The following is a 12993-nucleotide window of genomic DNA, read 5'->3' as shown; positions in this document are numbered from 1 at the left end:
CGCGTGGGCACGGAGGCCGCTGAGGCCCTGTCCGCCGCCCAGGAGGAGGCCGCGAGGCGCCGCCGCGAGGCGGAGGAGACCCTCAGCTCCGCGCGCGGCGAGGCCGACCAGGAGCGCGAGCGGGCCCGCGAGCAGAGCGAGGAGCTCCTCGCCAACGCCCGCAAGCGCGTCGACGAGGCCCAGGCCGAGGCCGTCCGCCTCGTCGAGGAGGCCGACCGCAGGGCGACCGAGATGGTCTCCAGCGCCGAGCAGACCGCGCAGTCCGTACGGGATTCCGTGGCGGGCCTGCACGAGACGGCGCAGGAAGAGGTCGCGGGCCTGCGCAGCGCCGCGGAGCACGCGGCGGAGCGCACCAGGACCGAGGCGCAGGAGGAGGCGGACCGCGTCCGCGCCGACGCGTACGCCGAGCGGGAGCGCGCCACCGAGGACGCGGGCCGCACCCGGCGCGAGGCGAACGAAGAGGCCGAGGCCGCCAAGTCGCTTGCCGAGCGCACGGTTTCGGAGGCCATCGCGGAGGCCGAGCGGCTGCGCTCGGACGCTTCCGAGCACGCCCAGCGCTCGCGTACGGAGGCCTCGGACGCGATCGCGTCGGCCGAGCAGGACGCGTCCCGCACGCGCGCCGACGCCCGCGAGGACGCCAACCGCATCCGCAGCGACGCGGCGGGCCAGGCCGACCAGTTGATCGGCGAGGCGCGCAGCGAGGCGGAGCGGCTGCAGTCCGAGACGAACACCGAGGCCGAGCGGGTGCGCGCGGAGTCGGTGGCCAAGGCCGAGAAACTCATCTCGGACGCGACGGGCGACGCCGAGCGGCTTCGCGCGGACGCCGCCGAGACGGTCGGCTCCGCCCAGCAGCACGCCGAACGCATCCGGTCCGACGCCGAGCGCGTCAAGGCGGAGGCGGCGGCCGAGGCCGAGCGGCTCACCTCGCAGGCGCGGGACGAGGCCGAACGCACCCTGGACGAGGCGCGCCAGGCGGCCAACAAGCGCCGCTCCGAAGCGGCCGAGCAGGTCGACACGCTCATCTCGGAGACCGCGGCCGAGGCCGAGAAGCTGACGAAGGACGCCCAGGAGAAGGCGCTCAAGGCCACCACGGAAGCGGAGGCGCAGGCCGACACGATGGTCGGCGCCGCCCGCACGGAGGCCGACCGTCTCGTCGCCGAGGCGACGGTCGAGGGCAACTCCCGGGTGGAGAAGGCCCGTACGGACGCGGACGAACTGCTCGTCGGCGCCCGCAGGGACGCGACGGCCATAAGGGAGCGCTCCGAGGAGCAGCGCGACCGCCTCACCTCCGAGATCGAGGAGCTGCACGAGCGTGCGCGCCGCGAGTCCGCCGAGGCGATGAAGACTGCCGGTGAACGCTGCGACGCCCTGGTGAAGGCCGCGCAGGAGCAGCTCGCCGAGGCCGAGGCGAAGGCCAAGGAGCTGGTGTCGGACGCGAATTCCGAGGCCGGCAAGGTGCGGATCTCGGCCGTGAAGCGTGCCGAGGCGCTCCTCAAGGAGGCCGAGACCAAGGTCGCCGGTCTGGTGCGCGAGGCCGAGCAGGTCAAGGCTGAGGCGCAGGCCGAGGCGGAGCGCACGGTTGACGAGGGCAAGCGCGAGCTCGAAGTCCTCGTCCGGCGCCGTGAGGACATCAACGCCGAGATTTCCCGTGTCCAGGACGTGCTGGAGGCGTTGGAGTCTTTTGAGGCCCCACCGATCCCCGGGCCGAAGGACGGTGGCGTCAAGGCCGGTGCCGCGGCGGGGTCAACTCGATCGGGTGGCAAGCCGTCTGAGGGCTAGCCAAAGAACATCTCGCGTGCTTTGTAAGGACCTTCAGCACTGTCGCTGGCAAGTGCTCTGGCGGTTAGCCACTCAAAAGGGGTGTCATTCTCCAGATCAAACGGGCATCTGCTCGATGACACGCCGCTTGGACCCCTAGGATTCCCTCTATCACCTCACCGGTCTCATTCGACAGGAACCCCATGAGCGACACTTCCCCCTACGGCTTCGAGCTTGTGCGGCGTGGGTACGACCGCGCTCAGGTGGACGAACGTATCTCCAAGCTCGTCTCCGACCGTGACAGCGCTCTTGCTCGTATCACTGCTCTGGAAAAGCGCATTGAGGAGCTGCACCTCGAGACGCAGAACGCGCAGGCGCAGGTAGCCGACGCCGAACCGTCGTACGCGGGCCTCGGCGCCCGTGTCGAGAAGATCCTCCGCCTCGCCGAGGAGGAGGCGAAGGACCTGCGCGAGGAGGCCCGTCGCGCAGCCGAGCAGCACCGCGAGCTCGCCGAGTCGGCGGCCCAGCAGGTGCGCAACGACGCCGAGTCGTTCGCGGCCGAGCGCAAGGCCAAGGCGGAGGACGAGGGCGTCCGGATCGTCGAGAAGGCCAAGGGCGAGGCGGGCACGCTGCGCAGCGAGGCTCAGAAGGACGCCCAGCAGAAGCGCGAGGAGGCGGACGCCCTCTTCGAGGAGACCCGCGCCAAGGCCGCCCAGGCCGCGGCCGACTTCGAGACGAACCTCGCCAAGCGCCGCGAGCAGTCGGAGCGTGACCTGGCCTCGCGTCAGGCCAAGGCGGAGAAGCGCCTCGCGGAGATCGAGCACCGCGCCGAGCAGCTCCGCCTGGAGGCCGAGAAGCTCCGCACGGACGCCGAGCGTCGCGCCCGTCAGACGGTGGAGACGGCCCAGCGTCAGGCCGAGGACATCGTCGCCGACGCCAACGCCAAGGCCGACCGGATCCGTTCGGAGTCGGAGCGCGAGCTCGCGGCCCTGACGAACCGTCGCGACAGCATCAACGCGCAGCTCACCAACGTGCGCGAGATGCTGGCCACGCTCACCGGTGCGGCCGTAGCCGCGGCGGGTACGCCTGCCGAGGATGAGCCGGTCAGCCGTGGGGTGCCTGCTCAGCAGACGCGATAAGGCCGTTGGGACACTGCGGACCGGTTGTGGCTGGTCGCGCAGTTCGCCGCGCCTCTGACGGGGCCCTCTGCCAAGTGGCAGGGGGCTCTGTCCCGTTTTAGCGTTGCCGCATGATCGAGCTCGAGGGGCTGACCAAGCGGTACGGCGAGAAGCTGGCCGTCAACAACCTCACCTTCACCGTGCATCCGGGCATCGTCACCGGCTTCCTCGGGCCGAACGGCGCGGGCAAGTCCACGACGATGCGGATGATGCTCGGGCTCGACAACCCCACGGCGGGGGACACGCGGATCGACGGCAAGCGTTACGCGCAGCTGAAGGATCCGCTCAAGTACATCGGCGCGCTGCTCGACGCCAAGGCCATGCACGGCGGGCGCAGCGCCTTCAACCACCTCCTGTGCCTCGCGCAGAGCAACGGCATCCCGCGCGCCCGCGTCCACGAGGTCCTCGACACCGTGGGTCTGACGCAGGTCGCCAAGAAGAAGGCCAAGGGCTTCTCGCTCGGCATGGGCCAGCGGCTCGGCATCGCGGGCGCGCTCCTTGGCGACCCCGAGATCCTGATGTTCGACGAGCCGGTCAACGGGCTCGACCCCGAGGGCATCCACTGGATCCGCAACCTGATGAAGTCCCTCGCCTCGCAGGGCCGTACGGTCTTCGTCTCCTCCCACCTGATGAGTGAAATGGCGCTGACCGCCGACCACCTCGTCGTCATCGGGCAGGGGCGGCTCCTCGCCGACACCTCCATGGCGGACTTCATCCACCAGAACTCGCGCTCGTACGTCAGGCTGCGTTCCCCGCAGCGCGAGCGCCTCCTCGACGTGCTGCACCAAGAGGGCGTCACCGCCGTCGAGGCGGGCAACGGCACCTTCGAGGTCGACGGCACCGCCGCGGAGGACCTCGGCGAACTCGCCGCCCGCCATCAGCTCGTACTCCATGAACTGAGCCCTCAGCGGGCCTCGCTGGAAGAGGCCTTCATGCAGCTCACCGCGGAGTCGGTGGAGTATCACGCGCACGCCGACCACCAGGGCCCCGGCGCCGCCCCGCCACCCCCCGGGCAGGCCGCGGGCTGGGGCGAGAGCTGGCAGCAGCAGAAGAAGGGGTCCTGAGCGATGGCCGCGACGCGGGTACTGAAGTCGGAGTGGACCAAGATCCGCTCGGTCTCGTCGACCGTGTGGACGCTGGGTCTCGCCCTGGTCGTCACGGTCGGGCTCGGCCTGCTGATCAGCATTCTGGCGAAGAACGACTACGACAGCCTCAACGCCCAGGACCGCAGGGTCTTCGACCCGACCTACACCAGCTTCGCCGGCATGAGCCTCGGTCAGCTCGCGATGATCGTCTTCGGTGTGCTCGTCGTGTCGAACGAGTACAGCACCGGCATGATCCGCACCTCGCTCTCCGCGGTCCCGCAGCGCGCGACCTTCATGGCGAGCAAGGTCGTGGTCGCCACCCTGCTCTGCCTGGTGGTGGGCCTCGTCACGAGCTTCATCTCGTTCTTCGTGGGGCAGGCGATGCTCGGCGAGCACAAGGCCGTGATCGGCGATCCGGGTGTGCTGCGGGCGGTGATCGGCGGCGGGCTCTACATGACCCTCATCGCGATGTTCTCGATGGGCGTCGCGACCATGCTGCGCAGTCCTATGCTGTCGCTCGGCATCCTGATGCCGTTCTTCTTCCTGATCTCCAGCATCCTGGGAAACGTCTCGGCGACGAAGAAGATCGGCCGCTTCCTCCCCGACCAGGCGGGAAGCAAGATCATGCAGGTGAAGACGCCGCTGGACGACGACACCCCGTACGGACCCTGGGGCGGGCTCGCGATCATGGTGGTGTGGGTCGTGGTGGCACTGATCGGCGGCTATGCGCTGCTGAAGAAGCGGGACGCGTGACACTTCGCCGTCAGAGCCCCGCGCAGGGGGCGTGATGACGGAGGACCGGAGCCTGGCCGCGCTCGGGCTCGATGTCGTGCCCGCTTTGCAGCCACTGACCTACCCGGGGCGGCCGGTCCCCGGTCCCTCGCTCCTGACCGGCGACGAGCTCCTCCCCCTCGGGGTACGTCCGCTGCCGCTGGGGCAGTGGCACGTGGCGGGGCGGGCACTCGACGAGGTGCTGGGAGAGCGGGGGCAGACGCCCCTCAGCGGGCGGCAGCCCGTCATCGCCGTCGGGTCGAACGCCTCGCCCGCGCAGGTCGCGTACAAGCTGATCCGGCGCTCCATCCCCGCCACCGTGCCGATGGTCCCGGTGCGGGTGAGCGGGATCGCCGTGGGCTGCTCGGCGCACATCGGGCGGGTCGGTTACGTGGCGGCGGCCCCTTACCTCGATCCGGCGGTCGAAACCACCCTCGTCGTGAGCTGGCTTGATCAGGACCAGTTCCGGGCGGTCGACGAGACGGAGTTCCCCAACTACCGGCGGGCGCTGATCCCGGGCGGTGACTTCGCTCTGGTCATGCCCTCCGGGGAGGAGCTCGACCGCGCCTCCCTCTACGTCAGCTCGTACGGGGTCCTCGTCGATCCGGTCACCGGGCTTCCGCGCCCCGGTGGCGGCGACCAGGCGGCGCTGCTCGCCTCGCTCATCGGGGGTTCGCCCGCGTTGCGCCGGCTGCTCGGACCCGGTCCCGGCGACTGGGTGCGGAAGGCCGCCGCGGACCGTACGCTGCGTGAGCTCGCCGCGCGGGCCTTTGCCGACGCGGGCTGGGCGCTGGCGCAGCCGGGCTTCCCATGACGGGAGAGTTTTACTCGCTCTTGGCTGGAACCGTCAGCTCCCCGATATCCTCCTAACCCTTACGGGGGCGTGTGCCCCGACGTCCTGAACCATTCGATGGGTGCGGAGAATGATCGAGGCAGTCGGCCTGACGAAGCGCTACGGCGCCAAGACAGCCGTGTACAACCTTTCCTTTCAGGTGCGACCCGGCACGGTCACCGGCTTCCTGGGCCCGAACGGCTCCGGCAAGTCGACGACCATGCGCATGATCCTCGGGCTCGACCAACCCACCACGGGCCAGGTGACGATCGGCGGCTACCCGTACCGCAAGCTCCCCAACGCCCCCCGCCAGGTCGGCGCGCTGCTCGATGCCAAGGCGGTGCACGGCGGCAGGCACGCCCGCAACCACCTCCTGTGCCTCGCGCAGCTCTCCGGCATCCCGGCCCGCCGGGTGGACGAGGTGCTCGGCGTCGTGGGCCTCCAGGAGGTGGCCAAGAAGCGCTCCAAGGGCTTCTCGCTCGGCATGGGCCAGCGCCTGGGCATCGCCGCCGCCCTGCTCGGCGACCCGCAGGTGCTGCTCTTCGACGAGCCCGTCAACGGCCTCGACCCCGAGGGCATCCTCTGGGTGAGGAACCTGATGAAGTCCCTTGCCGCCGAGGGGCGCACGGTCTTCGTCTCCTCGCACCTGATGAGCGAGATGGCACTCACCGCCGAGCACCTGATCGTGATCGGCCGCGGGCAGATGCTCGCGGACATGAGCGTCAAGGACTTCATCTCGCACAACTCCGCCGACTTCGCCCGGGTGCGTGTGCCGGAGGGCGACGTGCAGCAGCGCGAGAAGCTGTCGGCCGCGCTGAGCGAGGCCGGGGGCCAGGTCATGCCCGAGCAGGACGGCGCGCTGCGCGTGACCGGCCTTCCGCTCCCCCGCATCAGCGACCTCGCGCACGGCGCGGACGTCCGCGTGTGGGAGCTCTCCCCGCACCAGGCCTCGCTGGAAGAGGCGTACATGCGGATGACGCAGGGCGCCGTCGACTACCGCTCGACGGTCGACCAGCGCGCGGGCCTGCAGCAGCAGCTGCCGCCGGGTGCGATGCCGCAGCCGCCGATGCCGGTGCCCGGACAGGGCCAGCCCGGGTGGTACGCACCGCCGCCGCCCCAGCAGGGCGGCCAGCCGTTCGCGATGCCGCAGGGCGCCCCTCAGGGCCCTCCTCAGGGCACCCCGAACCCGTACGCGGCCGCCCCCGCACCTGAGATGACCAAGAGCGCCAACGACAACGAGGATGCCCGATGACCACGCCTCCGACTCCGCAGCCGCAGGCGCAGCCCCAGCAGGCGTACGCACAGGCCGGCGCCCCCATGCCACAGGGCGCCCCGATGCCGCACGGCGCCCCGATGGCTCCCCCGCCGGCCGCCCCCGCCCCGCCCTCCGCCTGGCAGCAGGCGATGAGCAACGCCTACACCTCGCCGATCCCGGTCAAGAAGACCCACCTCGGCAACGCCCTCGCGTCCGAGTGGACGAAGATCAAGTCGGTCCGCTCGACGATGTGGACCCTCGGCGTCTTCCTGCTCCTGGTCGTCGGCATCGGCCTGCTGGTGGCGGCGCAGACGCAGGACCGTGACTACGCGGACGTGCCGTTCACGATCCCGGCGTTCTTCGGTCTCGTGCTCGGCCAGATCTGCCTGATCACGCTCGGCGTCCTGGTGACGTCGTCCGAGTACGGCACGGGCATGATCCGTACGACGTTCACGGCGTCGCCGCAGCGCTATCGCGTGCTCGCCGCCAAGATCCTGATCTTCTTCGTGATCGCCTTCGTCGTCTCGGCGGGCTCCATCCTGCTTGTGGGCCTGATGACGTCGGGGATGCACAGCGGCCCCGAGGCCGGCGACGTCGACTGGTCGGGCACGGTCCTCAAGGGCGGGCTCTACGTCTCGCTCCTGGGCGTCCTGGCGCTCGCCGCGGGTTCGATGCTGCGCCACTCGGCGGGCGCGATCACCGCGATGCTCGGCGTGGTCCTGGTGCCCGCGATCCTGCCCGTGTTCCTGATGATCTCCGAGGGCACGCGTCCCCTCGGCGAGAAGATGATGGACTACAACGCCATCAATTCGCTCGCCAAGATCTTCGAGATGGACGGGACGGGCGGCGGCACCTCGCAGCTGCTGCTGCTCGTCGGCCTGACGGCGGCCGCGATCGTCGGCGCCTTCGCCCTCCTGGAGAAGCGCGACGTGTAGCCGTCAGTACCTCGGCGCGTTACGGGACCGCTGCACCCGCGTGGTGCGGCGGTCCTTCGCGTTCCAGCAGGCCTTGTGCCAGTGTCTGCGCTCGTCGACACCCGAGTGTTCGGGCCAGGCCACCACATGCGCGACACCGGACGGGATCTCCTGGTCGCAGCCGGGGCAGCGGTAGCTCTTGCCGGCCGCGCTCGCGCCCGCGACATGGCGCAGGCTCCACTGCTCGCCCCGCCAGCTCTCGGTGGACTGGAAGCCGCCGTAGCGGCCCGCGGGTCCCCCGTCCGCGCGCGGACTGTATTCTCCGGCGCCCTTCGGGCGGTTACGACGCGGGGACACGGGACACCTCACGGGATGTACGGGGGCCAAGGGTGTGACCAGCCTACGCGGCGCGCTCAGGGGTAGCCGTCCCTCACCGACCCCCACAGATCCCCCCTGCATTTCGCAGAAAATCCGTCAATCCTCATGCCAAGCCGTGCCTTTGGCACGTGTCACGCGTTGTTGCCAGTAGGGGGAGTGCCTGCGTCGGCGCCAAGGAGGCAGGAAGTGCCATGCGTGTAGGTAGTTTTGTTCTGGCCGCCCAGTTCCCGGGACAGGGGCAGGGGGAGGCTCTGCACCGTGCGGTGCGGTCCGCCGAGGTGGCCGAGGAGGCGGGTCTGGACTCGGTCTGGCTCGCCGAACACCATTTCGTGCCGTACGGCACGTGTCCGTCCGCCGTGACCCTCGCCGCGCTCCTTCTGGGGCGTACGCGGCACATCCGCGTCGGCACCGCCGTGAGCGTCCTTCCGACCGTCCATCCCGTCGCCCTGGGCGAGCAGGCGGCCCTGCTGCACCTGACGTCCGGCGGGCGCTTCTCGCTGGGCGTGGGGCGCGGCGGGCCGTGGGTGGACCTGGAGGTCTTCGGGTCCGGTCTCGACGCGTACGAGAAGGGCTTCCCGGAATCCCTCGACCTGCTGCTGCGGTGGCTGAGCGAGCCCCGGGTCGCGAGCGACGCGGACCGGTTCCCCTTCCGCGAGGTCGCCGTGGTGCCACGGCCGCAGGAGGCGCTGACCGGCTCGGACGGGGACGCCGATGAGGCGTCAGGCGGCCCGGAGGTGATCGTCGCCTGCACCTCGCCGTCCAGCGTGCGGCTCGCGGCGGAGCGCGGTCTGCCGATGCTGCTCGGCATGCATGTCGGCGACGAGGAGAAGGCCGAAATGGTGGCGTTGTGGCGGAGGCACGCGCGCGCCGCGGGGCGTACGCCGGAGGAGGTCCACCAGGCGCCGCACGTCTCCGCCGGGGTCGCCCAGATCGCGGACCGGCGCCTGGACGCGACAGAGACGCTGCAGAAGGCGATGCCGGGGTGGCTCAAGCAGGGACTGGACGCGCATGTCACGGTCGACGGCCGCGCGCGGGCGATGCGGGACCCGCTCGCGTACACCGAACTGCTCTGCGGACTGCATCCGGTGGGCACCCCTCAGCTGTGCGCGGACCGGATCTCGGCGACCTCGGAGCGCACGGGGATCACCCGCTTCGCGCTGCTTGTCGAGGGCTCGGGCGATCTGGCGACGACGGAGGAGAACGTCCGAAGGCTGGGCGCCGAAGTGCTGCCCCAGCTCGGCTGAGCCGCTGGGGCGGGGAGCTGCCGCTCCGGTACTAGAACACCTCCCGCGTACGGAGCGGCAGCAAAAGGCGTCAGCAGTCCCGCAGTTCGGGCGACTGGTTGAGCAGCTGCCCCCGGATCGAGGTGAACCGGGCGAGCCTGTCGTCCACGGATGCATCGAGCGGGAACACCGCCACACGGTGGCAGTTCTGGAATGCGAGCCGCACTCCGAAGTGCCGCTGCAGAGCGCCGCGAATCGCGTCACTCGCGAGCGCCCGCAGGAGCTGGCCGCGCGCCTGCTCGTTGGGTGGCGGCGTCTGGTTGTCGGCGAACTCGCCGCCGTCAACCTTCAGCTGGGCCACCAGGGAGCTGATCATCTCCCATGCGTAAGGCAGGGAGGTCCGGACGCAGTCGACGAATTCCGCTTCATCGACCTCGCCTCGCTCGGCCTGTTCCAACAGTGCCGGTGAGACGTCGAGCGACATGGGTTCTCCTCTCGCACCCCCGGGGAGCGGGGGCTTCCGGACAGGGAAGGAGCCCGCACACGCAGCGTGCATGCACGGCGACCTCCTGCTTATACGGTAAGCACCGGACCCGCGCTGCACCAGGAGATTGGGAACATAACCGGCCAGGATCGAACAGGTTCATCGCTGGAGGAATCGCGCGGAACACCTGGGGTCGAGTAGCGTTGCGCCCCATGCGTCTCGTCATTGCCCGATGCTCCGTGGATTACGCGGGCAGGCTCACAGCCCATCTCCCGTCGGCCCCCCGCCTGATCCTTGTGAAGGCGGACGGCAGTGTCTCGATCCACGCGGACGACCGGGCCTACAAACCCCTCAACTGGATGTCCCCGCCGTGCACCTTGAAGGAGGGGACGGGGGACGACGCGGGTGTCTGGACCGTCGTGAACAAGGCGGGCGAGAAACTCATCATCACGATGGAAGAGATCCTGCACGATTCCTCGCACGAACTGGGCGTCGATCCCGGCCTCATCAAGGACGGCGTGGAAGCACACCTTCAGGAGCTGCTCGCCGACCGGATCGAGACGCTCGGCGAGGGCTACTCACTGATCCGGCGCGAGTACATGACGGCGATCGGCCCGGTGGACATCCTCTGCCGCGACGCCGACGGGCAGACCGTCGCCGTCGAGATCAAGCGGCGCGGCGAGATCGACGGTGTCGAGCAACTCACCCGCTATCTCGAGCTGTTGAACCGCGACCCGCACCTGGCCCCCGTCAAGGGCGTCTTCGCCGCCCAGGAGATCAAGCCGCAGGCCCGCGTGCTCGCCACGGACCGCGGCATCGGCTGCGCCGTCCTCGACTACAACGCAATGCGCGGCATCGAGGACGACAAGCTGCGGCTGTTCTAGGAGTTCCGTCACGCACGAAAGAGGGCCGGGTCCTGTGGACCCGGCCCTCTTTCGCATGCGTGCGTCAGATCGTCGACGCCGAGCCGGACGCGCTGTCGCTCGTCGCCGGGCTGCTCGCGGGGCCGCTCGCCGAGTCCGAGGTGTCCGGGGACGACGGCGGGTCCGGTGTCGGGGTCGTCGGCGGCGGGGTCGTCGGCGGTGGCGTGGTCGGCGGCTTCGTCGTGGGCGGCTTGGTCGTGGGCGGCTTCGTGGTCGGCGGCTTCGTCGTCGGCGGTTTGGTCGTCGGCGGCTTCGTGGTCGGCGGCTTCGACGTGTCGTCGGACGGCTTTCCGGTGTCGCTGGGCTCGTCCGACGGTTCGCCGCTCTCGCTCGGCGTGCCGTCGTCCTCGGTGCCGGGGACGTTGTCCGGGCCGTCGCTGTCCGGGCGGCTCGTCGAGTCCTTCGCCGGCTTGTCGGCGGTCAGACCGTCGTCGTCCTTGTCCTCGCTCGCCGACTGCTCCGTCTTGACCTTGTCGGGCGGGTTGTCGTTGTTGTCGGACGTCGCGCCGAGGGTCACCACCGTGCCGAGCACGGCGGCCAGGAGGGCTCCCGCGCCCGCCGCCACGAGGTTGCGCCGGGTGCCGTTGACGATGGAGCGGCGGGTCGGCGCCGGGCCGCCCGGACCCGCTACGGGCGCGGCCTTGCGGGTGACCAGGGTCTCGGGCTCCGGGGGCGGTGTGGGCAGTGCGAACGCCGCCGGTACGCCACCGGGAGGCGATGCCGACTCCTCGTAGCGCGCGTCGGGCACCTCTTCGCCCGCGGCCGTGCGTCCGCCGGGCAGCACGCCGCCCGAGCGGTCGGCGACCAGGGCAAGTGCCCTGCGGCCCGCGATCATGCCCCGCTTGTCGGCGAGCGCGCCGCGCAGGCCGATGGAGGCCTCAAGCTCGACGCGGGCCCGGTCGAGGTTTCCGCCGCAGAGCGCGAGGATGCCGAGCTCGTGGTGGAAGTACGCCTCTTCGGCGACCTCTCCCGCGGTCCGTGCCGCCTCCTGGCCCGACCGCAGGGCACGCTCCCAGGCGCCCCAGTCGAGCCCTCCCGCGAAGGCCGGGGCGACGGTGCGGGCGAGCAGTACGGCGGCGCTCTCCTCGCTGCTCGTCGGCGCCCCCGAAGCGGGCTGCCCCGCGACAAGGACGCTCAGCGCGGCGAGCACCGCGTCCGCCTCGGCCACGACCCGCTCCGGGCCGACCGACGGGTGCCCTGCCCACCAGGCGTAGTGCTGGGCGGCGCCCTGGGCGCGCTCGGCGGTGTCGTCTGCGTATCCGGACGCCTCAAGCTGCGTACGCACTCCGGCGGCGAGGCGGTAGTGCGAGCCGACCGCCGTGACGAGCGCGGTGGAGACAAGCTCGGCGAGGGCCGCGTCCGCGTGGGTGTCCCCCACGAGGGCGGGCAGGTGCGCCTGGTGCGGCACTTCGCCGCCGAGCGCGACGGCGAACCGCAGTGTGGTGCGCGCCGACGGGCTCAGGCGGGACGCGAGCAGCGCCGCGGGCGCCGCGCCGCCCGCNNNGCCGCGCCGTCCGCGAGCGAGGGCAGCGGCACGTCGTGGCCCTCGGCGCCGAAGGGCGCGTCGACCGGGGCGTCGGTGAAGTAGCCGTACTCGTCGAAGGCGTTCGGGTCGGCGCGCAGCTGGTCGCGCTGGCGCAGCAGGGCGCCCGCCTGGACGAAGCGCAGGGGAAGACCCTCCGACTCGAACCACAGGTCGCCCGCCCAGCCCGCCTCGTCGTCGTTGAGGACGCGGCCGACGGCTCGCTCCAGGAGTTCGAGGCCGCCGCTGCGGCCGAGGCCGCCGAGGAAGACCTCTTCGAGGTGCGAATCGGGTGACGGCGCCGCGACGTCGGGGGTCGCGGAGATCAGGAAGGCGCACTCGGGTGTGGCGTCGAGCAGTTCCTCGAGGGCGGCCGCGCCGAACTCCAGGTCGTCCAGGACGACGACCGCGCCGATCTCGTGGACGAGTTCGAGCAGCAGGGCGCGGTCGGGGCGGTGCAGCGGGGCGTTGTAGACCACGCCGAAGAGGTCCTGGAGCAGGTCGCCGGGCGTCTTGTGGTACCCGGAGAGCCGGACGACGCCGTCCGGTGCGAGGTCCGCGCAGTCCTCCGCGACGGCGTTCAGGAGCGATGTGCGCCCCGAGCCCGCGGGTCCGGTGAGCCGCACCGAGCGCCCGCGTGCGAGCAGGCGCACGAGCCGCTCGCGCTCCT

Annotated in this window: 10 protein-coding genes and 2 pseudogenes; 9 read left to right on the top strand and 3 right to left on the bottom strand. The window is 71.1% G+C overall.

Going from position 1 to position 12993, the window contains the following annotated elements:
• From ABD378_RS38755 to ABD378_RS38725, 7 genes and pseudogenes are all read left to right on the top strand, one after another.
• Window positions 1-1779 (top strand): annotated as a pseudogene (locus ABD378_RS38755) (hypothetical protein); the annotation flags it as partial.
• A 182-nt stretch (window positions 1780-1961) separates the two neighbouring features.
• Entirely contained in the window at window positions 1962-2897 is a 936-nt protein-coding gene (locus tag ABD378_RS38750) for a coiled-coil domain-containing protein (RefSeq protein ID WP_344529168.1), read from the top strand.
• A gap of 110 nt (window positions 2898-3007) precedes the next feature.
• Window positions 3008-4000, top strand: coding sequence for an ABC transporter ATP-binding protein (locus ABD378_RS38745; protein ID WP_344529166.1), 993 nt, complete (start codon window positions 3008-3010; stop codon window positions 3998-4000).
• 3 nt (window positions 4001-4003) lie between these two features.
• A complete protein-coding gene (locus ABD378_RS38740) occupies window positions 4004-4774 on the top strand; it encodes an ABC transporter permease (protein WP_344529164.1) in 771 nt (256 codons plus the stop codon).
• A gap of 34 nt (window positions 4775-4808) precedes the next feature.
• A complete protein-coding gene (locus ABD378_RS38735; RefSeq protein ID WP_344529162.1) occupies window positions 4809-5606 on the top strand; it encodes a hypothetical protein in 798 nt (265 codons plus the stop codon).
• 109 nt (window positions 5607-5715) lie between these two features.
• Entirely contained in the window at window positions 5716-6876 is a 1161-nt protein-coding gene (locus ABD378_RS38730) for an ABC transporter ATP-binding protein (protein ID WP_344529160.1), read from the top strand.
• A gap of 101 nt (window positions 6877-6977) precedes the next feature.
• On the top strand, window positions 6978-7814 hold the full coding sequence (locus tag ABD378_RS38725) for an ABC transporter permease (protein ID WP_386546698.1): 837 nt from the start codon (window positions 6978-6980) through the stop codon (window positions 7812-7814).
• Between the two features lie 3 nt (window positions 7815-7817).
• On the opposite strand, the gene ABD378_RS38720 is transcribed toward ABD378_RS38725, so the two are convergent.
• The gene (locus ABD378_RS38720) at window positions 7818-8150 is read right to left on the bottom strand and encodes an ATP/GTP-binding protein (protein WP_344529158.1); all 333 of its coding nucleotides are present in this window, start codon (window positions 8148-8150) and stop codon (window positions 7818-7820) included.
• A gap of 212 nt (window positions 8151-8362) precedes the next feature.
• Here ABD378_RS38720 and ABD378_RS38715 point away from each other — a divergent pair, with 212 nt between their 5' ends.
• Complete coding sequence (locus ABD378_RS38715; protein ID WP_344529156.1) at window positions 8363-9415, top strand: LLM class flavin-dependent oxidoreductase; 1053 nt, start codon at window positions 8363-8365, stop codon at window positions 9413-9415.
• 70 nt (window positions 9416-9485) lie between these two features.
• Here ABD378_RS38715 and ABD378_RS38710 read toward each other — a convergent pair whose 3' ends face one another.
• Window positions 9486-9878: an SCO5389 family protein gene (locus tag ABD378_RS38710; protein ID WP_160507250.1), complete on the bottom strand. Its 393-nt coding sequence runs from the start codon at window positions 9876-9878 to the stop codon at window positions 9486-9488.
• Window positions 9879-10090: 212 nt separating this feature from the next.
• On the opposite strand from ABD378_RS38710, the gene nucS reads away from it, so the two are divergent.
• Entirely contained in the window at window positions 10091-10762 is a 672-nt protein-coding gene (gene nucS, locus ABD378_RS38705; RefSeq protein ID WP_344529152.1) for an endonuclease NucS, read from the top strand.
• Window positions 10763-10826: 64 nt separating this feature from the next.
• On the opposite strand, the pseudogene ABD378_RS38700 reads toward nucS, so the two are convergent.
• Window positions 10827-12993, bottom strand: a pseudogene (locus ABD378_RS38700) (ATP-binding protein); the annotation flags it as partial.

This window comes from Streptomyces rectiviolaceus (assembly GCF_039533825.1).
GTDB classification, from domain to species: domain Bacteria; phylum Actinomycetota; class Actinomycetes; order Streptomycetales; family Streptomycetaceae; genus Streptomyces; species Streptomyces rectiviolaceus.
This window is presented reverse-complemented; position numbering and strand designations above follow the sequence as displayed.